Here is a 25691-nt window from a genome sequence, read left to right as displayed (position 1 = left end):
AACAGCAATGAAATATGCACGCATGGTGATCGAGAAGGAGGCGCCGGAGGAATATGGCTATGACCGTATCCGCTACAACCTCTCCGAGAGCTCGGTCCGTGACAGAAAACTCTCCGATTTCGGCCTCGATATTCCCGATCTCACGCTATTCTACGGCGAACATCGTGGCGAGGAGCGCCTGCGCCGGCTGATCGCCTCGCAGGATGAAGGCCTCTCGCCCGACGACGTGCTTGTGACGGCGGGCGCGGCCGGCGCCCTCTTCATCATCGCCACCACGCTGCTGTCGCCGAGCGACCATCTCGTGGTGGTCAGGCCCAATTACGCCACCAATATCGAGACGCCCCGCGCCATCGGCTGCGCGATCACCTATGTCGATCTCGATTTCGAGACCAGCTTCGCACTCGATCTGGTCAAGGTGGCGGAGGCCATGAGGCCGGAAACCCGCTATGTCAGCGTGACCTGCCCGCATAATCCAACCGGAACCATGCTCAGCCGGGCCGATCTCGACGGGCTGGTCGCCCTGGTCGAGCAGGCCGGCTGCAAGCTGCTGGTCGACGAGACCTATCGCGACCTCAGCCATGGCGGGATCCTGCCGGTGGCGGCCTCGCTCAGCCCGAGCGCCATCAGCGTCTCCTCGCTCTCCAAGGCCTATGGCGTGCCCGGCATTCGCGTGGGCTGGATCATCACGCGCGACGCCGAACTGCAGGAGCGCTTCCTTGCCGCCAAGGAGCAGATCGGCATCTGCGGAAGCGTGGTGGACGAATGGATCGCCGGCAGCGTGCTCGAACGGCGCGGCCCCTTCCTCAGGGAGCAGGCGGGCTTGATCGCCGATCGCCTTGCCATCATGCGCGAGTGGATCGCGGGCGATCCCAAGCTCGAATGGGTCGAACCCAAGGGAGGCGTGGTCTGCTTTCCGCGCTTCCGCCATCCGCCCGGTTTCGACTTCGATGCCTTCTACAAGGATCTGCTGGAAAGCTTCGGAACCTATGTCGGGCCCGGGCACTGGTTCGAGATGCCGCGCAACCATCTGCGCATCGGCTTTGCCTATCCGCTCGAGGAAGAACTGAAGCAGGGCCTGGCGCAGATCTCGGCCGCCATCCGCAAGCACGGTGCCTGAGCGGGAACGGCGGGCAATGGCGAAGATCAAGGCCAGGGACCAGAAATCACTGACGAGCGGCGCTGCGCTCCGTCAGGTCGCGGCCCTGCCTTTTCGCCGGCGCAAGGGCGGCGGCATCGAGGTGCTGGTGCTCACTTCGCGCCAGACCCGCCGTTTCATCATCCCGAAGGGCTGGGCCGAAGGCCCCAAGACCTGGAAATGGGCCGAGCGCGAAGCGCTGGAGGAAGCCGGGATCCTCGGCAAGATCAAGCGCAAGCCTATCGGCCAATACCGCTATTGGAAGCGCTTCAAGAGCCATTTTGGCATGGTCGAGGTCGACGTCTATCCATTGAAGGTCGAGAACGAACTTGAAAGCTGGCCCGAAGAAGCCCAACGCCTGCGCAAATGGCTCTCGCCCGAGGACGCCGCCTTGCTGATCGACGAGCCGCAGCTCGTCTCGCTCATCCGCAAATTCGCCCGTTGAGAGATTGGATGGCGACCGTCCTTGCGGAAGCAACGAAGCAATCCAGCTTTGCGTTCATGCAAGGTTGAATTGCCACGCTGTGCATCCTGATCGCGATCATTGGTGGTCGGGTCCCGGGACCCGGCCACCAAAACCTCACGCCGCCGCCTTGGTGATGGCGTCTATCACCTCGTCCACGGCCGTTTCGACGTTGGCGCGGTCGTCGGCCTCGGCCATGACGCGAATCACCGGTTCGGTGCCGGAGGGGCGGATGACCAGGCGGCCGCCATCCCCGAGCTGCTTGCGCGCGCCCTCGATCACACTGGCCACCTTGGGATCATCCAGCACCTTGCGGCGGCGGATCCGTACATTCTTGAGGATCTGGGGCAGCGGATCGAAGCGATGGCAGACTTCGCTGACCGGGCGATCGGTCTTCTTGAGCACCGCCAGCACTTGCAGGGCGGCGACCAGACCATCGCCGGTGGTGGCGAAATCCGACAGGATGATGTGGCCCGACTGCTCACCTCCGACATTGTAGCCCTGCGCCCGCATGCGTTCGAGCACGTAGCGATCGCCCACCGCGGTGCGTTCGAGTTGCAGGCCGAGCCCGCCGAGATAGCGTTCCAGGCCGAGATTGGACATCACCGTGGCGACGATGCCGGGCTGTGTCAGCTTGCCTTCTTCCTTCCAGTCGGAGGCAACCACCGCCATCAATTGGTCGCCGTCGATGACCCGCCCCTTCTCGTCGACCATGAGGACGCGGTCGGCATCGCCATCGAGGGCGATGCCGATATCGGCACGCAGATCCCGCACTTTCTGGGCGAGTGCCCTCGGAGCGGTCGAGCCGACATCGCGGTTGATGTTGAAACCATCCGGCTCGACACCGATGGTAATCACATCTGCGCCGAGTTCCCAAAGTGCCTCGGGCGCGACCTTGTAGGCGGCGCCATTGGCGCAGTCGAGCACGACCCTGAGGCCGTCGAGACGCAGCCCGCGCGGCAAGGTGCGCTTGGCGAATTCAATGTAGCGGGCATGCACGTCGTCGATGCGCCGCGCGCGGCCGAGATCGCGCGAACCAGCCAGCCGCGACGACAGATTGGTGTCGATCAGGGCCTCGATGGCGCGCTCGGTCTCGTCCGACAGCTTGAAGCCGTCGGGGCCGAACAGCTTGATGCCATTATCTTCATAAGGATTGTGCGAGGCCGAGATCATCACGCCGATGTCGCACCGCAGTGAATTGGTGAGCATCGCCACGGCGGGCGTCGGCATCGGGCCCAGCAGCATCACGTCGACGCCCACGGCGGTGAAGCCTGTTACCAGGGCATTCTCGATCATATAGCCCGACAGGCGGGTATCCTTGCCGATCACCACCCGGTGGCGATGTTCGCCGCGCTGCAAGGCAAGGCCGGCCGCCATGCCGACCTTCATCGCCAGTTCTGGCGTAATGACACTATTGGCTAGGCCACGGATCCCGTCCGTGCCGAAATATTTGCGACTCATGTGATAACCCCGAGCTTTCGAGGCATGGCTGCAGCATCCTGACTGCAGAGCCTCAATTATTGTTTCCGCGTTACTTGCGCCGCTTGCACCAGCATCGGGCTGGCCCAGTTGCCGTCTTGAGGCTCGGTTCCGGCCCGATGCTGCAATCTCACAGAGCAAGGCGCGTTCATGGCTGAACGCCCGTCTGCTCCAACGCTTTGTTTCCTAGCCAATCCAACGGATTGGCTAGAGCGCCCTTGCGATTCCAGGTAATGCCGTCAAATCGCAGGGCGCTTCGGCGATCTGGTGCCTATTCCACCGTCACGCTCTTGGCGAGATTGCGCGGCTGATCGACATCCGCCCCGACGAGCGCCGCTGTGTGATAGGCGAGCAGCTGGATCGGCACCGAATAGACCAGGGGCGAAACCACTTCCGGCATTGCCGGCATCACGATCGTCCTTGCACCGGAAAGCGAAGCGGCCTCGGCGCCTTTCTCATCGGTGATCAGGATGATACGACCTCCACGGGCGGCAACCTCCTGCATGTTCGAGACGGTCTTCTCGAAGATCGCATCGAAGGGAGCGATGACCACCACGGGCATGCTCTCGTCGATGAGGGCGATCGGGCCATGCTTGAGCTCACCAGCGGCATAGCCTTCCGCATGGATGTAGCTGATTTCCTTGAGTTTCAGCGCACCCTCCAGGGCGAGCGGGTAACTGGTGCCGCGGCCGAGATAAAGCACATCCTTGACCTTGGTGAGGTCGCGCGCGCAGGCCTCGATCTCATGATCGAGCCGGAGCGCCTCCGTCATTAGGCGCGGCGCTTCGATCAACGCCCGCACCAGCTCCTTTTCCGCCTCGACGGTCAGCGTGCCGCGGGCCTTGCCCGCACCGATCGCCAGGCAGGCAAGCACCGCCAACTGGCAGGTGAAGGCCTTGGTGGAGGCAACGCCGATCTCAGGGCCGGCAAGCGTGCGCAGCATGGCGTCCGCCTCGCGCGACATCGTGGAGGTGGGCACGTTGACGACGGCAAGCGTGTGCTGGCCATGCTCCTGGCAATAGCGTAGCGCTGCCATTGTATCGGCCGTCTCGCCCGACTGCGAGACGAAGAGCGACAATCCGCCCTTTTCGAGCGGCGCTTCGCGGTAGCGGAACTCGGAGGCGATGTCGACCTCGACCGGCAGGCGCGCATAGCGCTCGAACCAGTATTTCGCCACCTGTCCGGCGAAGGATGCCGTGCCGCAAGCCGAGATGGTAAGGCGGCTAAGGTTCTTCCAATCGAAAGGCAGGTCCGGCAGACGAACGGTTTCGCTGGTCATGTCGATCAGCGAAGCCAGGGTGTGGGAAATCACCTCCGGCTGCTCGTGGATCTCCTTGGCCATGAAGTGGCGATAATTGCCCTTTTCGACGATGGCCGCCGAAATCTCCGCCTTCTGGATGGGGCGATCGACTTGATTGAACCCCGCATCGTAGATAGTCGCGGTAGAGCGGGTGATCACGACGCTATCGCCGTCTTCAAGATAAGCGAAAGTATTGGTCAGTGGACCGAGAGCAATAGCGTCCGATCCCAGGAACATCGCCCCATTGCCATAGCCGACCGCCAGTGGCGGCCCAAGCCGGGCACCGATGATGAGATCATCCTCCCCCGCGAACAGGAATCCGAGCGAGAAGGCACCGCGAATACGCTTGAGGCATGCCTGCACGGCCTCGATCGGCGTAAGGCCCTTTTCCAGCTCTCGCGTGACGAAATGCGCGATGACCTCGGAATCGGTTTCCGACTGGAAGCTGGCGCCATCGGCCCTTAATTCGTCGCGCAATTCGCGGAAATTCTCGATGATGCCGTTATGAACGACGGCCACCCGCTCGGTTGCATGCGGATGGGCATTGTCTTCAGTAGGCCTGCCGTGAGTCGCCCAACGGGTATGGCCGATACCGCTGGTACCGCTAAGCGGTGCCCGACCGAGCTTGGCTTCCAGATTGACCAGCTTGCCCTCGGCGCGCCGGCGGACGATGGCTCCGCCCTCCAGGGTTGCAATACCGGCGGAATCATACCCCCGATATTCCAGTCTTCGCAGCGCATCCACCAGCGGCATGGCCACCGATTCGCTGCCAAGAACACAAACAATACCACACATGTGCTCTACCTTATCTTGGTCCGAATCAAAACAATGATGTTTTCGATTAAGGAACTCTGGATAGTAGGCATATTCAAAATGCCCTATGTTTTGTAACGGCAGGCGGCCGCCACCCATCTCGGCGCAAAGCCGCATGACGGGGTTGGCCAGACATTCGAGCAAGCTTCCGGCACCTTACAAGGCGCCCGCCACCCCCTGCCGATTTGTTGTGATGAGATTGACGGTCAACCGTCGAAATCCCTTGCCGCGACAGGCTGGTGTTGGATTGCCCACCCTGCGGCGACCGGTCCGGACACAGTGCCAAAACGCACGGAATGGCGGCCCGAAATCGAACTGCCCCATACTTCCCTGCCTCGCAACTGATCGCACCCCGGTCATAAAAGATTCATCTACAGTCAGCCCCGTGAACTCAACATACACAATATGTTCAGAATATGGTCAGTGTAAATACAGCACATTTCTTCTGTTATACCAATCACGTTCATATTGATGAACAAAATGGGGTTTGATCAGCCTATTTATGGTTATTCAAAATTGGCTTCACCAAGCAGAAAACATTATAAGCTTGCAATCCATTTTCGATGAGTCTAAAAAGCCGACTCGCTGAGGTTAGCAATGCCATAGGTACTGATGAATCGTGCCGTATGGGGCATTGGTTGAATCGGAGGACGGATGGCGAAAGAGGCCTGTGCGCTATCGATGTTTCTGGGCGCAGCAGCTCCACTCGCTCACGCTGCCCATCCATTCGCCAGAGCTCCGGCGCTCCGTTCGGCTGCGCGGACATTGCTGCAATGCAATATCTGCAGGTCTCGTGCGGGGCGAACGTTCGGCGTGATTGCGCATGTCGGGCCACCGCCACGCGCTGCAACCGACTGCCCAAAACGGACATGACGCCGCCCGAGGGGAAAACAAAAGAAATTGGAATCGCCCAAAGAAGCGACCCACATTTCTTGCTGTAGACGCCTAGACAATCATCAGTTGAAAACCAAATAGTTGCCTTACTTGCGTCATTCTTTTGTAAAGATTATCTGATCTTTATGGAATTAATGATTGAGTATGGAATCTATACATGGGCAACCACGGGATAGGCACTATTGAAACCTAACAGATTTCCATCGTCGGAGACCGCCGACGCGCCTTTACTCTCGGTCCATGAGAGTGGACACGCTTGGTTTTCTACCGTCGACGTCTATTCGCAAGCCGTGCGCGCCGAATGCGCCGATCTGGTCAAGCGTGCCGACAATGCCGAAACCGCCCAGGTTGCGCTTCCGCGCCTGAAATATCTGCTTTCCCGCTTCCCGGGGGAGCTGGACGTCAATCTCTCCCACGCACTCGTCGCCGAGATGACCCGTGTCCGCGAGGGCATGCTGGAGCTATGGACTGACGTCCACGAAAAATTCCCCGACAATTACCGAGCCCTGCAATATCGGTTGCGCTGGCTGTCACGGCATCAGCGCACCACCGAAGGCCTCGAAATCCTGGAGCGCCATTATCCCGGCGTGCCCTCCGACGCGGATCGGCGCCTCAACAAGGCCGAACTCCTCGTCGAACTGCGAGAAATCGCACCTGCCAAGGCACTGTTCGTCTCAACCCTGGCCGATTTCCCGGACTCCAAGAACGCGTCGCTCATCTACGCCAAGCGGCTGCGCGAATGGGGGGAACTGACCGAAGCCCTGGCGATCCTGGATCGGCTTCTGGCAACCGAACAGGCGCCCAAGAATGCCTCGGTGATGGCCGAGGAACTACGCAAGGGCATGGAAGTCCTCGACCGGCACGCACCGGACTGGCGGACATGCGGCATACCTGCACGCATCGTGGTGCTGAGGACGGCCATCGACATCTTCCGCAACCGATCCGTGCGTCCGATGGCGCCGGGCCGGCTCGGCTCCGTCTCGCTGATCACGGGCAGCCTCGGCACCGGCGGCGCGGAACGGCAGCTTGCCCGCACGGCGGCGCGGCTGGAGCGCACCCGGCGCGAAAGCGGCAGCATCTCCGGCCGGCAGATCCGCGGTCCGATTCAGGTCGTGGTCAAGTCGCTCAGCCGCGAGAACAATCACGATTTCTTTCTACCCATGATCGCCTGCGAGCAGGTCGAGGCCTATCAGATCGACAACATGACGCCGGCCCGCCCGGTGGACCTCGTGGCGGAAGACAGCGATCTTCGGCATTTGCTGCCCCTGGTGCCGGCCCATGCCGCCTTCGGCGCCCAGCGCCTGGTCGAGCACTTCCGCCGCCATGGCACCGACGTGGCCTATATCTGGCAGGACGGTGCCGTGCTGTTCGCCGCACTGGCAGCGCTCGTGGCCGGTGTTCCACGTATCGTCCTCAATGCGCGCGGCCTGCCGCCGGTTTTGCGCCCCCATCTGTTCCGGGGTGAATATGAGCCGATGTACCGGGCCCTGGCTCAAATTCCAGGCGTGGAGTTCATGAGCAACAGCCATGCAGCCGCCAAGGCCTATTGCGATTGGCTCGGCCTGCCGCAGGAGCGCTTCAACATCGTTCATAACGGTGTCGAGCATCTGCCGCCCGACCCGAACGAGACCGATGAAGAACGCTGGCAGAAATTCGAGCGCCGTACGGCGGATGCCACCGAAACGATCGGCGGCGTGTTCCGCATCGATGTCGACAAGCGCCCGGAACTCTGGATCGATTTCGCCCGCGCCTATCACGAGGCCCGGCCCAACGCCCGCTTCGTCCTGGTCGGCAGCGGGCCGCTGCTGCCCCGCGTGCGCCAACGTGCTGCCGAACTCGGCATAGCAGACCGAATCCTGTTCGTGGGCCGTTCGGCCAGCGTCGGCTATTGGCTGGCGAAGATGGATGCCTTCGTGCTGCTGTCGCGCTTCGAGGGCCTGCCCAACGTGCTCATCGAGGCCCAGCTCGCCGGCATTCCGGTGGTGACCACCCCGGCCGGCGGCGCCTGCGAAACCTTCACGCCGGGCGTGACGGGATTGGCCACCGACACGGTCGAGGCGGTCGATCTCGAAGCCTTATGCGCCAAGGTGGCCCACGTCGTCGACTGGCGGCGCTCCGATCCAAGCCTTGCGGATCGCATCCGGCAGATCGCTTCCGAACGCTTCTCCACCACCCTGATGGTGCAGCGAACCGTGGATTTATTGGCAAGTCCGCCGGCGGCAGATCCTCCAGCCGAGCAACCACGGAAATACAGGAGGGCCCGCGCCCGCTGAACGCCACAGCCGGAGGCGAGCTGTCGACGATACCGACGACATGGGACCTGATAGCACCAGAGATCGAGCCATAAAAAATTAAATCTGCAGTAAAATGCGTTCATTTTAATAATTATGATCAACATCTCTAAGTATATGAAATATAATATAGTTTACTAAAATTTAATTATTGCCACCGTAACGCCAAATTCAGATGCTGTACTGGCCTAAAGCCCAAAAAGACGCACTGATTCCTACAGAACGCTTCTGATCATCTCCGAGTGATCAGATAAATTGATCACATGTGGTGATCGCCGAGTGCCTGCCCAGGCAAATATGACGAGTGAGATAGAAGATGGATATTGCGAACGACGCCCTCTCGAACGCCTCCTTCGGCCATAGCGTCATTCCCGGCCCCGCAAGCTGGACCCAGCCAAAGCGGCGTATGTCGCCTTCGGCACCGGAATTGCGCAGCCATCTCGAAACCATGCGCGATGCCTGGCAGGCCTCGAACTGGGACGCGGTGATCGCGGAAGCCGACAAACTGCTGGCGATTTCGCCCAGCCACGCCAATGCGCTGAAGATGCGTCTGAGAGCGGCCATGAATACCGGCGTGCTCGACAAGGTCGCGCAATCAGCCGTCGCTGCAGCCGAAGCGCATCCCTCGACCGCATTCCTGGCCGCCAAGAAGCTCCTGAGCGGCCAGCAGATCGAAGACGCAGCCAAGGTCCTGATCGCCATTCGCCATGCCGACGCCGGCACGATCGAAGGTTTCGAGGAGATCATCGCGCGGGTCGGCAGCAATCTCGCCAAGGCCGCCGTCGAGCTCGATCGGGCTGGCGACCAGGACGGCTATCGTCGCGTGCTTCGCCTCGGCAACGCGGTGGCGCCCGCCGATCCAATCCTGCGCAAGCGCATCATCGCCCTGCGCAACGACGTGGTGGACCAGGCCAAGCAGGCCGATTTCGAGCAGGATCCCGCCGGTTTCGCGGCCGCTTGGGAACAGGTCCTGAAGGTTGATCCCCGCCATCCCACGGCGACCAAGCGCCTGGCGACCGCCGCCGAGCGCACCGGCACCCCGAAACGGGCGCTGGAATTGTGGTCGCGCCTGCTCGATATCGATCCCACCGATCAGGTTGCCGCCAAGCGCCTCGCCCGGGCCGCCGGACAAGCAGAACTGGAATATACGGGTCTGGTGACCCTGTATCAGGCCGGCTTGGCTTCACCCGAGGTCGACTATGTCGGCCGCCTGATCCAGCGTGTCCGCCGTGCCAGCAAGCTTGCCCTGCGCGGTGGCGAGGCCCGCCAGGCAGCGCTTCACCTGGCGCTGCTGGCCAAGGTTGGCCAGGATGACGACGAACTGCAACTGCTCCGCCGCAAGGTCGCCGCCATCCTCTCCAAGGAGTTGAGCGCCCATCGCCGCGAGAAGCGGCCGGCCGAGGCTGCCGAGGTTGCTTATCTCCTGCTCCAGATCGATCCGGAGAACGTGCCGGCTCTGACAGCGGTGGCTCATCATCTCTACCAGACGCACGCTTTCACCGACTCGGCCGACTACTACCAGCGCGTCCTCGAGCTCAAGCCTGACTCAGCCACCCATTGGCTGCATCTGGCTCGCGCGAGCCATCGGGCCGGTGATCTTGCCACAGCCTCATCCGCGGTCGCCCGCAGCCGCGAACTCGCCCCGGACAACAGCGCCAGCAAGAACCTGGAAGGCCTGCTGAACCTGAAGCTGGCGAGCTGAGCCCAAAACGTCTTGCGATCCGGTGTCCGCACCAGGCTTCGCATGACGCATCCGCACGAAAAGTTGGAGCAAAGGCGCGTTCTGCCTGAACGCGCCTTGTTCCGAGGAGCCGGAGATCAAGGTGAGCAGAGTGACCGAAGCGCCCAGGCTGCATCGTAATGGTGATGGAACGGCGGAGCATGTGAGTCCCAGGACGACGCCCTTCGACGACCGTCAGCTCGAAGGGGCGGCGATTACCATGGACAGCGGCTTGCACGATTCCAACTCCCCCGACCGCCGCAAAGCCAGGCTTGCGGCCGTTTCCGCGCCGCCTGCTTCCTCTGGTACCGAGCTTCAGGCTGCGCTCGACCGCGAAGCGGCTGCGACACGGCGCATCAGGGAGCTCGAAGCCGAACTGGCCGAGCGCTCACTGGCCGAGGACAAGGTGGCGCTGACCACCCGCCTGCAGCAGCTGGAACGTGACCTCGACGTCTATCGCGAGGCCAAACGCAGTGCGGAACTCGCCGTGCTCGACACGCGCAGTGTCTGGAAGCATGCCGAGCAACGCATCACCAAGCTGCGCGAAGGCCATACCTACCGGCTTGGCCAGGTGATGATGACCGGATTTTCGAGCTGGCGTGACAGCATGCGCCTGCCGGCCCGCATCGCCGAATGGTATCGGGATTATCGCCATTCGCTCTCGCTGCCGGCCGATCTCATCCCGACCGGCGTGGCCCCCGAATATCTGCAACTGTCCGAGATCGCCCTCGCCAAGGCGCAGAAGGATGGCCTGGCAGCGGCCGAACGCTGGATTCAGGACCAGCGCCCGCGTGGCAGCGTGCTGTCGCGCGTGCTGCTCGATCTCGCCAAGCAAGCCCGCGCCGCCGATCCGGCCACCGCCGTCGCGCTCGCCAAGGCCGCTGCCGAAGCCGATCCGAACGAGGGACGGGTCAAGCTCCTGGCCTTCACGCTCATGGACACCGGCTCGATCAATGAGGCCAGCGCCATTCTCCAGGAAGCCCTGCGCACCGGGGCGGCCCTCAATGCGACGGAGACCCGACGCTATGAGGAACTGATGGCGCTGGAGCGCTTCAAGGACCAAGGCATCCGTCTGCCCAAACAGGTCTCGCGCAAGGCGCCGGGAGCACGCCTCAACGTGCTGCTCTATGTGCCGCAATCCCTGCCCTATCACTGGTCCTCCATCAGCATGCGTACGCATGCCCTGGCCCAGGAGTTGGCCAAGCATGACTGCTCGGTGCGGGTGGTGACCCAGCCCGGATATCCCGTGCGCAACACCGGGGCTTCCCGTAAATCCGGGCCTGACATGGTCGATGGCATCGCCTATCACCGTATGGCCCCTATCGAGACCGCACCGGCCATCATCGATCAATACGGCCGCGACGCCGGCGTCGCACTGGGGCGCACTGCCAGGACGCTCGAAGCCGATATCATTGTGGTGGCCACCGATCTGGAGGCGGCTTATCCGGCCGCCATCGCGGCGCGGATGTCGGGCGCCACTCTGGTGCTTGATTGCCAGCGTGTCGCGGCGGGGACCGACACCGCGTCGGCGAACGACAAGGAAACGCTGCTTCGCCAGGCTGACGATGCTCTCATCGCGGAGGCGAGCCTCGTCCTCACCCGCTGGCCCGGCGCATCGGATGCCGTGGCCGCCCGAAAGGTGCCGCCGGCCAAGCTGCTGATGCTCGGAGAGAGCGTGCCCGCCTTCAAGGCGGATGAGAAGACCCCCGCCTGGCGCAGCGACCCCGCCCTCAGAAACCGGCTGGTCCTGGGCTATGTCGGAGATCCCTATGAGGACCTCGATCTGGAAGGTATCGGGGATGCTTTCGACAAGCTCGTCGCCAATGGCATTGATGTTGGACTGGCGGTTTTCGGTGTCGGTTCCCGCTTCCTCAAGCTGCATGAGCGCCTGAGCCATATGGGCCATGGCGAGCGCGTGCTCTTCCCCGGCCGTCCCAAGGTCGGCTCGATCGCCGAAGCCTACAAGACCATCGACATCTTCGTCACCCCGACGCTCGCAGGTTCGAGCCGAACCGAGCGGACCCGGTTCGAACTCGTCGACGCGCTCCTGCATGGCAAGACCATCGTTGCATCCGATGGGCCGGTGGCGCGCGCCATCCTGGGCAACGCCGCGGTCTGGATCGGTGAAGGCGAGAATGGTCTCGTCGAAACGCTCAACCAGCTCGCTGGCGACGCCTCGCAGCGTAGCGCGCAGCAGGAAAAGAGTGCCGGCCGCGCCGAGGAATGGCGCTCGCTGTCCTCCGCAGGGGCCCTGGTCGAACGGCTTCGCAAGGCGCGGGCGGTCTCATCGTCATGATGGCTTTCCGCACCCAGTCTGCCGTACAGCCGGTGGATGACGCCGGGGCGAGCGACGCCACGCCGGCGCCTCCCCTCGAGACCTCGGCCCGTGACATCGTCTCGGCCGCGGTAGCCAGCGGCCTGCGCGCAGGCAATGGCGCGCAACGCGTGACCACCGCCGAGGTCAACCAGGCCCGCGACATCTCCGGCGCGATGCGCCGGCTGCCCGAACTGTCCGAAGCTCTCGACAAGCTGCTTCCCTATGTGATCAAGCACCCACGCGAGGAGCGCTTCCAGGCACTGGTCGCCCGGGCCCTGGAACGCGTGCAGGATCCACGGGCCCTCCTGGTCTGGCGCGGCATCGACGAGCGTTTTCCGACCTCGCGGGAGGCCTTCTTTCGCGTGCTGCGCTGGACCATCCGCATCGACGGCGTCGATGCCGGCAGGACGCTCCATTCCGATCGCTTCGCCGAAGAACCGGAAGATCCCTCGCAGCTGCTGATCTACGGGCGCGGCCTGATCGAGCTGAAGGATTTCGACGGCGCCGAGGCGGCCTTCGGCCAGCTCGTCGAGATGGACTCGACGCCTGAATCGGTGCTGGTCGCGCTCGGACGTCTCTATGTCTCGTTGGGACAGCCGATGCGGGCCCGCGAGATCATCGAATTCGCGCGCGACAAGTTCGGTGAGACCAAGCACATCGCCCAGACGCAGGCACGGATCGAACAGGATCTGCGCAGTCTCAGCGAGCTCGTGCCCGATCACGCCGACAGCGACGACCATCTGCCCAATCTGGTGATCGAACGCGTGTTCGAGATGGCTATCGCCCAACGCGAGGCGAACACAACCTTCGAGCCGCGCCGCTTCGTCGGACCGGTCGTGTTGATCAATGGCAGCCTGGGATCGGGCGGTGCCGAACGCCAGTTCACCAACACGGCGCTCGGCCTGAACCGCGCCATCCATGCGGCGAGCCCTATTGCCGATGCCGACATCATGGGCCCCATCCATGTGATCTGCAGCTCGCTGCATTCGCGTGCCGGCGCCGATTTCTTCGTGCCGCAATTTGTGGAAGCGGGCTTGCCGATCCACGAATATTCGCTGTTTGCCGAATATGGCGGACGGCCGCGCTATTCCCGCGTCAAGGAACTGATCGGCTTCCTCGATCACCTGCCGACGCAGATGCGGACAGGCGTGATCCGGCTCACCGACGCACTGAAATATATCAGCCCCGACATCGTGCATATCTGGCAGGACGGCTCGGTCCTTGCCACTGGGCTGGCCGCCCTGCTGGCGGGCGTGCCTCGCATCCTGCTCGGCGTGCGCACGCTGCCGCCCGAAGATCGCTTCGAACGCAACAAGCCGGAATATGAAGCGGTCTATCGCTCGCTGCTCTCGGCTCGGGGCGTTGCCATCGTGGCGAACTCGCAGGCCGCCGGCGAGCGCTACGAGGCCTGGCTCAAGCTACCGCGCGGATCGGTGCGCATCATCCCCAACGGGCTCGATCCCCTGAGCACGGCGACGGACGAGAAGACCTTGGCCCTCACCCAGAAGCTCGAGAGCTTCGACGTCAAGGCCGGCTTCACCATCGGTTCGGTCATGCGCTTCGACGACAACAAGCGCCCGCTGCTCTGGCTGGAAACCGCGGCGAGCCTGGCCGCACGCGTGCCCGATGCCCGCTTCATCCTGGTGGGTGACGGGCCCCTGCTCGGCAAGGCCACCTCCTATGCCGAGGAGCTGGGCATTGCCGATCGCGTGCTGTTCACCGGCCGCTCGCCTCGGGTCGGCCATTGGCTGTCGCATATGGACGTGTTTCTGCTGCTGTCCCGGCACGAGGGCCTACCCAATGTGCTGATCGAAGCGCAGTTCAGCGGGGTTCCGGTCGTCACCACGCCGGCCGGAGGCGCCGCCGAGACGCTGGTGCCCAAGGTGAGCGGCACCGTCCTGCCCTCGATCGACAATCTGGAACCGGATGCCATCGCCAGCCAGGTGCTGGCCTGGCGCCGCGACCCGCAGGAGCGCGCGGAACTCGCCACCAATGTGGCGCAATGGTCCCGCGAGCGCTTTTCCATGCGCCGCATGCTGGAGCTGACCGTCGATGCTTATCTCGACCGCTAATTCGCGAGGCGACAGCGCATGAAGCGAATGACCGAACAAGACACCAAGGCCACGGATTCGAGGCAGGCGATCGACGAGGTCCTCGCTCTGGCCGGGGGCGGTCGGATGCAGGACGCCCTCGCCTTGCTGACGTTGCCCGTGGCCGCCGTGCCGCGCAATCGCAACCAGGTCCGGCGCCTCGTCGTCGCGCCGGCCATGCGCGCCGGCGAACTCGACACGGCCCGCAACTTCCTGGAACGTCTGGTCGAGGCCAATCCCTCTTCCAGCGACGACCTCCTCACGCTCGGCAGCGTGATGATGCGCTCAGGCCAGCGCGATGCCGGCCAGGCGCATATCGAACGGGCCGGAGAACTCGACTCCGACAATCTTGCTATCGCGGCGGTAAGGCTGCAGGCCCTGGTCCAGGCGAACGATTTCGATGCCGCCCGCGACTTCGCACGCCGTTATGCCGAGCGCAGTCCGGAGCATGCGCGGCTGGCCCAGCTCTGCCTGATCGCCCTGACGCGGGCGGGTGACCTCGATGCCAGTCTCGTCATCGTCGAGCGCTTGCAGGACCGGACCGACCTTACGGCGGATCTCGCCCTCGAAGTCGCCCAGGTCCTGCAACTGGCGGGGCGCCACCAACAGGCGCTGGCCATCGGCCGCAAGGCCCTTGAACAGGGCGGGGAATCGCCGAGGCTGCATCTTGTCGTCGCCAATGCGATGCTGTCGCTCGGCGGTAACGACGCCGAGATCCTCGAGCATCTGCGCCAGGCGCGCGACAAGGCCGCCAAGGACGTGCTGCTGCTGCGCACACTCGGCGAGACTTTGCTCAGGCTGCGGCAGAACGAGGAGGCGGTCGACGTCCTCCGGCAGGCCAGCGAGCTCGCACCGGATCTGCGCAATCTCAAGATGCTGCTGGCGCGTGCCCTGCGACTGGCCCGCCACTATGACGAGGCGGCCACGCTGCTGCGCAAGCTGGCTCAGGAAGACCCTCATTCGCCGGCCCTGCAGCGCTACACCATCTCGACGCTGCTGCAAGCGGGCCTGAAGGAAGAAGCCCAGGGGCATTATGCCGACCTCGTCGGCCGCAAGCGGGCCTATCTCAAGGACTCCTTCGCCGATACCCTGGCCCGTCTCGACGAGAACCTGGCCAGCGCGCCCATCCCCAAGGGCAGGCTCGATTTTGCCTGGTCGCTCGCAACCCGTCTTGCCGGCGGCGAGCCCAGTGATCGCAAGGCCTGGGATCGCAAGGCCTGGGACGACCGGGCGCGGTGGGGCTGCCTCGCCGACCTGCTGCTGCTCGACTGGCTCGAATGCGCGCCCGAACGAACCGGCGAAGTGGCTGAAATCCTCGATGGCATCGACGCGGCCGTGGCCGGCATCCGCGAGGGGTTGGACAAGGGCAAGGGCGCCTTGCTGATCAGCCCGCATATGGGACCGATGTATGCCGGGCCCCTGGCGCTGCACATGGCGGACATACCGATGAAATGGCTCGCCTCTGCCCCCAAGATCGCCTCCTTCCCGCATGTCGGCTCCCTGATTTCCACCAGTGAGCACTCCGAACTCGAGGTGACGCGCGAGGTGATGACCTCCCTGCGCCAGGGCAGTGCGGTTGTTATCGCCATCGACGGTGCCATGAGCCCTTCGGCTCCTCGGGTCGGCTGGGAAGGCCGGCAGGTGACCTATTCCCAGTTCGCCGCCGGGCTCGTCCATCGCCTCGGCGTTCCAAGCTTCATCACCATTCCCTATTGGCAGGAGCGCCGGGTGAAGTTCCACGTCGAGGCCATGCCTGCCAAGCAGGAGGGCCAGGAATTCCCGGCCTTCGCCGAAGCCTATCAGGGCGCGTTCTTCAGGGAAGTCGAGCGGCAGATCCTGCGCGGCCCCGAAAACCTTCGGCTCAGCGGCGGCATCTGGCGAGGCATCCGCTGATGGTCCCGATCCATACATTTTCGCCTTTTTCGAAAACCTGTCCGCCTCCCGCAGGAGGACGGTGACGTACGGACGATCCGCCGGCTTCGGCGATCGACCCACTCAACCGCCCTTAGGGCGTCGCAATGACAAACCGCAAGGAGTTATGTCTTGAGTCAGAAACGCAAGATCGCAGTCATCGGGCTGGGTTATGTCGGCCTGCCGGTCGCGGTAGCCTTTGCCAAGCATGGCTATGAGACGATCGGCTTCGACATCGATCAGGCCCGCGTCAAGGAACTGCAGTCCGGCGAGGATCGGACGCGTGAGATCTCCAGCGAAGAGCTGAAGGCAACGCCGCCGATCTTCTCCTGGAACCCGGCCGACCTCAACAAGGCCGATTTCTTCATCGTTACCGTGCCGACCCCGGTCGACAGCGCCAACCAGCCCGATCTGGGCGCACTGCGCGCAGCATCGCGCACCGTCGGCGGCGCCCTCAAGCGCGGCGACATCGTCGTCTACGAATCCACCGTCTATCCCGGCGCGACCGAGGAAGAATGCGTACCCGTGCTGGAAAAGGCCTCCGGCCTCACCAGCGGTGTCGACTTCACCGTCGGCTATTCCCCCGAGCGCATCAATCCGGGCGACAAGGAGCACACCTTCACCAAGATCAAGAAGGTGGTGTCCGGCCAGGACGAGGAGACCCGCGGCATCGTCGCCGACGTCTATGGCTCCGTCATCACCGCCGGCGTGCATGTCGCTCCCACCATCAAGGTTGCCGAAGCCGCCAAAGTGATCGAGAACGCCCAGCGCGACATCAACATCGCCTTCATGAACGAGCTCTCGCACATCTTCCAGCTCCTCGATGTCGATACCAGCGACGTGCTCGAAGCGGCCTCCACCAAATGGAACTTCCTGCCCTTCAAGCCGGGTCTGGTCGGCGGCCATTGCATCGGCGTCGACCCCTACTACCTGACCTATCGTTCGGAGAAGGCCGGCTACCATCCCCAGGTCATCCTGTCGGGCCGGCGCATCAACGACTCCGTCGGCGAGCGCATCGCCCGCGAATGCGTGCGCCTGCTGCTGCAGGAGGGCCGCAAGGTCGAGAACGTGCTGCAGCTCGGTCTGACCTTCAAGGAAGACGTGCCGGATCTGCGCAACTCCAAGGCGGCAAGCATCCTCAAGGAGCTCAACCGTTTCGGCATCCAGACCGCGGTGCACGATCCCTGGGCCTCCAACGAGGAGGCACTACACGAATATGGCGTCGAGCTTTCCGAGCTGGACGACGTCGAACCAGCGGATGCCATCATCCTGGCCGTTCCCCACAAGGAATATGCCACCAAGGGCTGGCCACTGATCAAGTCGCGCCTGCGCAACGGCACGGGCGTGGTCATGGACGTCAAGGGTGTACTCGATCGCGCGACCGCGCCGGAGGGTGTCACGGTCTGGCGGCTGTGACCTCGCGCCCTTGAACGCCCAACAGACCATAGGCGCTTCGGCGCTTCGCCTGTCCCCCGCTTGGGGGACGGGCACAGGCCTTTGCCTCTCCCTGCGCCGATCCGGCGCGGGGTCGAGGCGTCGTGCCCCTATCGATGCCGTGACGAGGAGTGCACAGCTCCTTCGCGGTTCCTGCCGTCACCGGCCCATGGCAGACAGAAGGATCATGGCCGATGACCTCCGCTAACGTTCTTCAACAAGATTGGGACGGATATCTCACCCTCCTGCGCCATGCGCTACGCGATCTGCCTGACAACAACATCAAGACGCGGCGGGCCGTCTACAATCATGCCGAAAAGACCCAAAAGCAGATCTTTGACGAAGACGACGGCGGGACCGATGCCGAAGATCACGACTATCACCATCGTCTGCTGAGGACGACGATCCGGATTCTCGAAAACGACATACGGGCCGATATCGACGTCTTCGACGATGGCTATGCACCGTCAGATCTGCGCGAAGCCGCCATCAAGCTGGCCGAAGCGCGCGATCTCAGGCGCTCCCGTAAGCGCGACGCCGCCGCCCGGGAGGCACGCCTGGTCGAGGGCGGCGTCCAGGAGGATTATCTCAGCCGCGCCAGCCGCCAGGATCTGGAGCTGATCGCCCATCTCAGCAATGGGTTGTTTCTCGCCGATCCTGCCCGCGGGAAGAACGGCCGTGGCACGCGGGTCGCCGGCGCGATCGGCGTGATCCGCGCCATTCTCATCGTCCAGTTCCAGCTCATCGCCTCCGAAAGCCGCTTCGGCATCCTCTGGATGCTGATTCAGCCCGCCGTATTGCTGACGCTGATCTCGCTGGTCTACTTCATTCTTCAGACGCAGTTCATCATGAACATGGACGTCCCGACCTTCGCTTTGGTCGGAAGCACGACCTGGATCATGGTCCGCCAGGTGATCTTCCGGGTGAGCACCGCCGTCGCGCACAACCGCGTCTTCATCAATCTACCGCCTGTCCGGCCGATCCATCAGGCGCTCGCCTATGCGGTCCAATATCTGATCATTTATGCCGTCGTCTTCATGATCCTGCTGTCCTGCGGAAGACTGGTCAACATGATCACCCTGCCGGCCAACGTGCCCCTGGTGATCAGCTATGTCGTGAATATGTGGCTCTACGGGCTGGCAATCGGTCTCATCTTCGGCGCCATTGCCGTGCATTGGCCATTCTTCCTGCGCCTGGCTTCGGTGCTCGAACGCGCCTTGCAGCTGTTCTCGTCGGTCTTCTTCGTGACCGAGCAACTGCCCGAGGAATATCGCGGCTATGTGCTGTGGTCACCGACCTCTCATGGCATGCAGCTTCTGCGGGCGGCCTATTTTCCAGGCTATGCCTCCTCGGACGCCAACCCGACCTATTTCTTTCTGTGTCTGATCGCCGTGTTGGGCATCGGCCTCCTGGCCGAAAAGCACGCGCGGCCTCGTATCCAACCCGTGTGAGGACCATGATTGCGCTCGAACATGTCGTGGATACACCGCTGGTGGGGGGCTCGCCCTACCCGGTGGCGCTCGACATCACCATGACGCTGCCGACAGCACGCTATGCCGTCGTCTCGCCGGATCCGATCGCGCGCAAGCCCGCCATCGACCTGCTCGCCGGCCTGCGCCCTCCCAGCAGCGGCCATGTTGTCCGCGGTGGCAGTTGCTCCTGGCCCATCGGCCGCGCGGGCTTTGTTCGCGGTAAATTGAGCGGGAGACAAATTGTAGCCTTAATCTCCCGTTTGTATCATCTTGACTATAGATTCTGTATATACCTCGTCGAGTTGATGTTGACTCTGCCGGAATATCTCGACGAGTTCGTAGAGCATTGGCCGGCCACAGCGCGTCAGGAATTCGGGTATATTTTGCCGCTCCTGCCGACATTTGAAATTTACGTCGTCGACGGCACATTCCCCTATCGGAAAGATCGCTTCACCTTGTTGTGGAGAGCCCTTTTCGAGCAGCGCATTGCCGGTCGGATGCTCCTCCTGTCGACCGTCCGCAAAACCGAAGTCGACGAGTTCTGTGACACCGCCCTCATCCTCAATCAGGGTCTGATCGAAATAGAGAGCCAACTTGACGAAGTCATCCGCAAATTCCCTCTCCGTCCCGACATCAACGACACTGGACGAGGTCAACCCGAGCCCCTTGTCGACGATCAATTCGCTTAAAAGCGAGATCGCTCCGGAGGAGAGTGCGGCATTTTTGCGCTACCAGCACAAGGTGCGGCGGCGGCGGCGGCGTTTTTCCTTGATCGCACTGACGCTGGCTTTGCTACCGTTGGCGCTGACGGCGCTCTATGTCTTCGTTCTCGCCACGCCTCTTTATACTGCGGAGTCGCGGTTTGCGATCCGGGGCGGCGATGTCCAGCCACAGGCCGGCGTCGGCGGCCTGCTCACCCCCGGCTCGTCCGGCATGGGTGTCACCGGCTTCGTCGATGGCTACGCGGTTCGCGATTTCCTGCAGTCTCGCGAAGCAATGGACGGGCTCGCCAAGAAGATCGACCTGGCCAAGATGCTCACCGAGCATCCGGCCGACCCACTGGTGCGCCTGCCAGACGATCCGACGCCCGACGATCTCTACCGAGCCTATAAATCGCTGATCACCGTGCGCTACAACATGATCGAGCAGATCGTCGTCCTGCAGGTCGAGGCCTTCACCCCGGAAGATTCCGTCAAGATCTCCAATGCGCTAATCGATCTTTCCGACACCTTCGCCAACAACATGAACCAGCGCGCCCTCAACGATGCCCTCAAGGTCGCCCAGGAGGAGGTCTCACGCAGCGAACAGCGCGCAGCCGATGCCCGCCTGGGGGTGGCAGACTGGCGCAACCGCAACGCCAATGTCGATCCGACAGGCGATCTGACCGTGCTGACCAATTTGATCGGGCAGCTCGAAGCCCAGCTGGCCGCAGCCCAGACCGATCTCGGTCAGCTCAAGGTAACGCAGGGCGACAATCCGCGACGCAAGAGCGTGGAGACGCGGATCGTCACCCTCCGCAAGGAGATCGACGATACCCGCCAGCGGCTGGGTGGCGGCAGCGAGACGGTGGCCAAGCAGCTTTCCACCTATGAAAGCCTGAAGATCGCGCAGGACTTCGCCGACACCAATCTGGCCTCGGCCCGCCAGTCCCTCGACCAGGCGCGCGTGGCAATCCTGCGCCAGCAGCGCTATGTCTCGCCGATCGCCCAGCCCAAAGCCGATTATACGCCGACCTACCCGCAGAAGCTGACCGCTCTCGGCTCCTCCCTGCTGGTGGGCCTGGCGCTGGTCTTTCTCACTTCGGTGGCCGGCGGCCTGATCCGAAACGCGATCTCAGGCCGATGAGGTTTGGCGATGAAATTTGGCTTTGGCCGTTCAACTCTCCAACTCTCCCGCTATCCCATTCATGCAAGGAGTGACGCGCGATGAAGGTATTCGTTCTGGGATCCTGCCGTCTGCACAGGCCGATGGAAGAGATCGCGGCCACGGGCCGTTGCAGCCACTATGACGGCGGTTCACGCGCCTATCTGCATTCGGTCGGCGAAGCCGTCCAGCGCCTGCGCTGGATGCGCGGCGAATGCGTCATCCCCGACGGTATGGCGCCCTATGTCTTCTCGACGGAGCGGGTGCCCAGGCTTTCTGCCAATGCCCAGAAGGAACAGGCCAAGGCCGATTTCCTCCTCGTGGAGGTCGCTTCCGAGAAGGAGCTGATCTGCGACGGCATCTATCTCCAGCTCAACTATCTTCACCGCCATTTGCTCAGTCCCCTGGGCGAAGGGGGCAAAATGTGGTGGAAGGAAATGCTGCAGAAACGCAGCATCTCGGCCGAGACTGCCAAGAAAGTCATCGCTTCCGAGCAGTTCGCCGAGGCCGGCTTCGGCGAGGCAGACGCCCGGATCCTGCGCGATGCCCATTGCGAACTTGCCGACGAAGATGCGTTGCGCCAGGGCTTGATCGAGCTCAAGCAGCTCTGGGGCAAGCCGATGGCCGCGGTGTCGCATGTCGGCCTGCCGCTCCAGGACGGACGCGTCCTGCAGAGCCGCGAGGCCTTCATCACCCGGGTGAGGAAGGTCGGCACCGAACTCGGCATTCCCGTCTTCGAGCCGCGCGGCGTGATCGAGGCCGTCGGCCGCACGCGTGCCCTCGAACGCCAGGGCGCCGATCTCGACCATTACGATCCGGGCTTCGAACAAATGTATGGCTGGTATCTGCTCAACCGCGTGATCAAGCCGAATGTTTCTGCCATTCCCGACCTGGCGGCCTGACGGTCCGCCGCGTCGGCTTTATCCACCTCGGAGCAAAGCGCGTTTTGGTGCGACCGCCGCTCTGCTCCAGCTCTTTATTGTGACGCGTCTTTGCGATTCTCGGCGATACCGCCAAATCGCAAAACGCTATGAAAGGACTGACCCTTTATGCGCTTTCTGATTACCGGCACGGCTGGCTTCATCGGCTTCCACCTTGCCCGCCGCCTGTTGGCCGACAGCCACTTCGTGGCGGGCGTGGACGGCATGACGCCCTATTACGACGTCACGCTCAAGCAGGCCCGGCACGCCATGCTGGCCAAGACCAATGCGTTCCGCGAACACATCCTCATGCTGGAGGATTTCAGCGCGCTCGAAAAGGTCGTCGCCGACGAGAAGCCCGATGTCATCGTCCATCTCGCCGCCCAGGCCGGCGTACGCTACAGCCTCGAAAATCCACGCGCCTATGTCGACGCCAATCTGATCGGCACCTTTAACGTGATGGAACTGGCTCGGGCTCATTCCGTCGGCCATTTCCTGTTCGCCTCGACGAGTTCGGTCTACGGCGCCAACAAGGACATGCCCTTCAACGAGCGCGAGCGTACCGACCATCCGCTCACGCTCTATGCGGCGACCAAGAAGGCCACCGAGGACATGGCGCATTCCTATGCGCATCTGTGGAAGATCCCGACCACGGCCTTCCGCTTCTTTACGGTCTACGGCCCCTGGGGCCGGCCTGACATGGCCCTGTTCAAATTCGTCAAGGCGACGCTGGCCGGCGAGCCGATCGACGTCTACGGCCATGGCAAGATGCAGCGCGACTTCACCTATGTCGACGACCTGGTCGAATCCATCGCGCGCCTCACCCAGGTGCCACCCATCGAGGGTCAGCCCGTCAGCGACATCGATTCCCTGTCACCGGCCGGCCCCTATCGTGTCGTCAATATCGGCGGCGGCCAGCCCGTCGGCCTGCTCGACTATGTCGACGCCGTCGAAAAATGCCTGGGAATGCCGGTGAAGCGGAATTTCCTCGACATGCAGAAGGGTGACGTTCCCGCGACCTTCGCGGCTGCGGATCTCTTGGAGAAGCTGATCGACTACAAGCCCACGACGACGATCGATGTCGGCGTCAGGAACTTCGTCGAATGGTACCGCTCCTACTACCGGGTCTGAGCTGAGCTCCGACCTCGATTGCACGCCACCGGCCCGGCTCGCCGCAAAGAAATTCCGCGACGAGCCGGATGCCAGATCCACCTCCCCCGACCCGGGGCAAACGCCGAGTTGTCAAGATGACCCTAGCCTCTCCAGCGGAGTCGCATACACGCGCCAGCGTGGCACTCTTCAAGCTTGAACGCTTCGCCGAAGCTGCCGAGGAAGCACGGACCGCTCTGGCGATCACGCCCGATGACAATATTGCCCTGCGCACCCTGGCGCGCAGCACTCTGAGCCTGGGCGATATCGAAGGCACCATCGCCGCCCTCACCCATCTCCTGCCGTCTTCGATCAACGAGGCCGTAGCCGGCATCCGTGGCCTGCTGCGCCATGGCGAGGTACAGGCCGCCGCGCGTGTCGCGACGGTGGCACCGGCCAGGATCCAGTCCTGCGATTCCGAGGTGCTGCCGCGCATCGTCACGCTGCTCCGCCAGCAGGCGTTGCGAAAGCAGAACCCGTCTCAGGAGCGGGTGACGGCCTTCGAAATGGCGCTCTCCCTCGCCCCGGACAATGTCGCCCTTCGCATCGATTTCCTGCGCCTGCTCGCCGCCGCTGGAGAAGCCGGCGAGTTCGCCCGCAATGCCGGGCTGGTTGCCGATGCCGCCGCCTTGGCCGATGCCTCGGCAACCCTCTCTCGCGATGTCGGCAACCGCGCCAGGCAAGCCTTCCGGGACCAGGCCTGGCAGGAAGCGCATGCATGGCTGCAGGCGGGCAGCCGGCTCGGCCTGGAGGCAGCGGCCGGCGACCTCGCCGAGCGCATCAAGGCGCGCAGGCTGGCCGAAGCGCGCAAGGCGCTGGTCGCCAAGGAACCGGACAGCCATGAGCACACGGCCGCCCTGCTCGAAGATTATCCGGAGGACGGTGCCGCCCGTAGCCTGCATGCGCGCGCCCTGATCGCCAACCGGCAATATGCGCAGGCCAAGACACTGCTTCAGGCTGTTTCCGCCCAAGGCGCTGCCACGGCCGACGACTATGTCCAGCTGGCGCGTGCCTGCCGAGCCAGCCAGGATATCGAAAACGCCATCGGCGCCTGCTTCGACGCCCTCGCTTTGCGCCACGAGGATCCCACCGCCCTGGTTCTCTTGGATCACCTCCTGCCGGGCCGGGAATAGGCGTCAGCCTCCAGCTCGGCTGGGGGCTGTCAACTTCTCGGCGAGGTCGGGACGCGGCGCATACGCACACAGATCAACGGAAGAGCCATGCTGCAAAAACATCTGAGTTTCGGCATTGCCGTCACCGTCTCCCTCGTGGTTGGGAGCGCAGCCCTGGGGCAGCAAAGCGTGGCGCATCCGGAGACCGTGGACCGGATTCCGCGCGCCCAGATCTTCAACAATCACATGCAGTCACCCGGCAATCTGCCGAATGTCGGCTTCGTCTGGGGCTCCAAGACACCCCTGCGTTCGAACAAGGTTATCGACAGTTTTTACTATCCCAATCAGCGCGATCTCAACCGCGCCCACACGGCGGAATGGTACAAGGCCAATCATCCCAGCTGGATCACCTATCAGTGCGACCAGCAGACGCCCTCCTTCGGCTACACCTATTCCTGGGGTGCCTATGCGCCGCTGGACACCAGCAATCCCGAGGTACGCCAATATCTCCTGAAGACCTATATCGAGCCGGCTTTGGCCAAGGGTTATCATTCCATCGCGTTCGACAATGTCGCCCTGCCCAACACGGACAAGCGTTGCGGTGTCTGGCGCGACGGCAAATGGGTGCAGCTTTTCAGCGGGCAGTCGCGTGATCCGGCTCATACCGCCCAGAAGCTCGATTATATCGGCTGGCTCGCCAAGGAGATCCATCAACGCGGCGGCCTGATCGCATTAAATGCCAAGATCGACCCCAAGCAACCCGATGAGACCAAGGCCCTGATCAACCTTGCCGATATCTGGGTCGATGAAGGCGGCTTCAGCGACAGTTGCCGGCGCCGCATCACCGACGATGCCTGGCGCCTCAAGCGTGAGCTGATCCAGCAGCGCAAGGATCGGGCCTATGTCTCGATCAACTACACCTGCACGGACGCCCCCGCGCGCCCCGACAACGCCGAACTGTCCTGGATCGTCGCCAGCTTCCTGGTAAACCGCAACAATCGCAGTTATCTCGCCGTGCTGCCGCAGAAGGACACCGGGCGCTGGGTCGAATATCCCAATCTCGATCCGCCCGTCGGCCCTCCGGTCGGCGCCTCACAGCTTCAGGGCACGCTCGCCTGGCGCAACTACCAGCGCGGCTACGCCGCCGTGAACTTCTCGGACCGGGAATCGGCCACGATCCAGCCGCCTGCGGGCAGCTGGCGCGACCTGTCCGGCCAGGCGGTCAGCGGCCCGATCGAACTCAAACCGCGATCTGGTGTCGTGCTGCTCCGGGCGGAGGGATGATTGCCATCTGAGATGGTTTCAAGGATGCATTAATGAAAATAGCC

17 protein-coding genes are annotated in these 25691 nt (G+C 63.1%); 15 read left to right on the top strand and 2 right to left on the bottom strand.

Annotated features, from left to right (window positions below):
• The first annotated feature begins 7 nt into the window (after positions 1-7).
• Both ACR9ZN_RS29775 and ACR9ZN_RS29770 read left to right on the top strand, forming a co-directional pair.
• Positions 8-1117, top strand: coding sequence for an aminotransferase class I/II-fold pyridoxal phosphate-dependent enzyme (locus ACR9ZN_RS29775; RefSeq protein ID WP_481273923.1), 1110 nt, complete (start codon positions 8-10; stop codon positions 1115-1117).
• Between the two features lie 16 nt (positions 1118-1133).
• Entirely contained in the window at positions 1134-1580 is a 447-nt protein-coding gene (locus tag ACR9ZN_RS29770; RefSeq protein ID WP_434955220.1) for an NUDIX hydrolase, read from the top strand.
• A 135-nt stretch (positions 1581-1715) separates the two neighbouring features.
• On the opposite strand, the gene glmM is transcribed toward ACR9ZN_RS29770, so the two are convergent.
• Both glmM and glmS read right to left on the bottom strand, forming a co-directional pair.
• Complete coding sequence (glmM, locus tag ACR9ZN_RS29765) at positions 1716-3059, bottom strand: phosphoglucosamine mutase (protein ID WP_481273922.1); 1344 nt, start codon at positions 3057-3059, stop codon at positions 1716-1718.
• Positions 3060-3348: 289 nt separating this feature from the next.
• Positions 3349-5172, bottom strand: coding sequence for a glutamine--fructose-6-phosphate transaminase (isomerizing) (glmS, locus tag ACR9ZN_RS29760; protein WP_481273921.1), 1824 nt, complete (start codon positions 5170-5172; stop codon positions 3349-3351).
• A 1094-nt stretch (positions 5173-6266) separates the two neighbouring features.
• Here glmS and ACR9ZN_RS29755 point away from each other — a divergent pair.
• The 13 genes from ACR9ZN_RS29755 to ACR9ZN_RS29695 all read left to right on the top strand — a co-directional run bounded on the left by ACR9ZN_RS29755 (position 6267) and on the right by ACR9ZN_RS29695 (position 25647).
• Positions 6267-8357, top strand: coding sequence for a glycosyltransferase (locus ACR9ZN_RS29755; protein ID WP_481273920.1), 2091 nt, complete (start codon positions 6267-6269; stop codon positions 8355-8357).
• Positions 8358-8691: 334 nt separating this feature from the next.
• Complete coding sequence (locus ACR9ZN_RS29750; protein WP_454812923.1) at positions 8692-10077, top strand: tetratricopeptide repeat protein; 1386 nt, start codon at positions 8692-8694, stop codon at positions 10075-10077.
• Positions 10078-10198: 121 nt separating this feature from the next.
• Positions 10199-12391, top strand: coding sequence for a glycosyltransferase (locus ACR9ZN_RS29745; RefSeq protein ID WP_481273919.1), 2193 nt, complete (start codon positions 10199-10201; stop codon positions 12389-12391).
• On the top strand, positions 12388-14484 hold the full coding sequence (locus ACR9ZN_RS29740; protein ID WP_481273918.1) for a glycosyltransferase: 2097 nt from the start codon (positions 12388-12390) through the stop codon (positions 14482-14484). Before ACR9ZN_RS29745 ends, ACR9ZN_RS29740 begins: the two co-directional genes overlap by 4 nt.
• 27 nt (positions 14485-14511) lie before the next feature.
• A complete protein-coding gene (locus tag ACR9ZN_RS29735; protein WP_481273917.1) occupies positions 14512-16395 on the top strand; it encodes a tetratricopeptide repeat protein in 1884 nt (627 codons plus the stop codon).
• Positions 16396-16545: 150 nt separating this feature from the next.
• Positions 16546-17829 (top strand): nucleotide sugar dehydrogenase, encoded by a 1284-nt coding sequence (locus ACR9ZN_RS29730; protein ID WP_434955212.1) that lies wholly within the window; start codon positions 16546-16548, stop codon positions 17827-17829.
• A gap of 212 nt (positions 17830-18041) precedes the next feature.
• Complete coding sequence (locus ACR9ZN_RS29725) at positions 18042-19298, top strand: ABC transporter permease (protein WP_441772657.1); 1257 nt, start codon at positions 18042-18044, stop codon at positions 19296-19298.
• Positions 19299-19303: 5 nt separating this feature from the next.
• The gene (locus ACR9ZN_RS29720) at positions 19304-20008 is read left to right on the top strand and encodes a P-loop NTPase family protein (protein WP_481273916.1); all 705 of its coding nucleotides are present in this window, start codon (positions 19304-19306) and stop codon (positions 20006-20008) included.
• Complete coding sequence (locus ACR9ZN_RS29715) at positions 19986-21164, top strand: KpsE/RkpR family capsule polysaccharide export protein (protein WP_454812915.1); 1179 nt, start codon at positions 19986-19988, stop codon at positions 21162-21164. Before ACR9ZN_RS29720 ends, ACR9ZN_RS29715 begins: the two co-directional genes overlap by 23 nt.
• An 80-nt stretch (positions 21165-21244) precedes the next feature.
• Positions 21245-22084 carry a hypothetical protein gene (locus ACR9ZN_RS29710; protein ID WP_454812913.1) on the top strand — a complete coding sequence of 280 codons (840 nt, stop codon included), beginning with the start codon at positions 21245-21247 and terminating at the stop codon, positions 22082-22084.
• A gap of 147 nt (positions 22085-22231) precedes the next feature.
• Positions 22232-23233: an NAD-dependent epimerase/dehydratase family protein gene (locus ACR9ZN_RS29705; RefSeq protein ID WP_481273915.1), complete on the top strand. Its 1002-nt coding sequence runs from the start codon at positions 22232-22234 to the stop codon at positions 23231-23233.
• Between the two features lie 116 nt (positions 23234-23349).
• Positions 23350-24384, top strand: a complete 1035-nt coding sequence (locus ACR9ZN_RS29700; RefSeq protein ID WP_454812910.1) for a tetratricopeptide repeat protein — start codon at positions 23350-23352, stop codon at positions 24382-24384.
• 87 nt (positions 24385-24471) lie between these two features.
• The gene (locus ACR9ZN_RS29695; protein WP_481273914.1) at positions 24472-25647 is read left to right on the top strand and encodes an endo alpha-1,4 polygalactosaminidase; all 1176 of its coding nucleotides are present in this window, start codon (positions 24472-24474) and stop codon (positions 25645-25647) included.
• Positions 25648-25691 lie beyond the last annotated feature (44 nt).

It is taken from the genome of Labrys sp. HAY1-8F, assembly GCF_056754975.1.
This window is presented reverse-complemented; position numbering and strand designations above follow the sequence as displayed.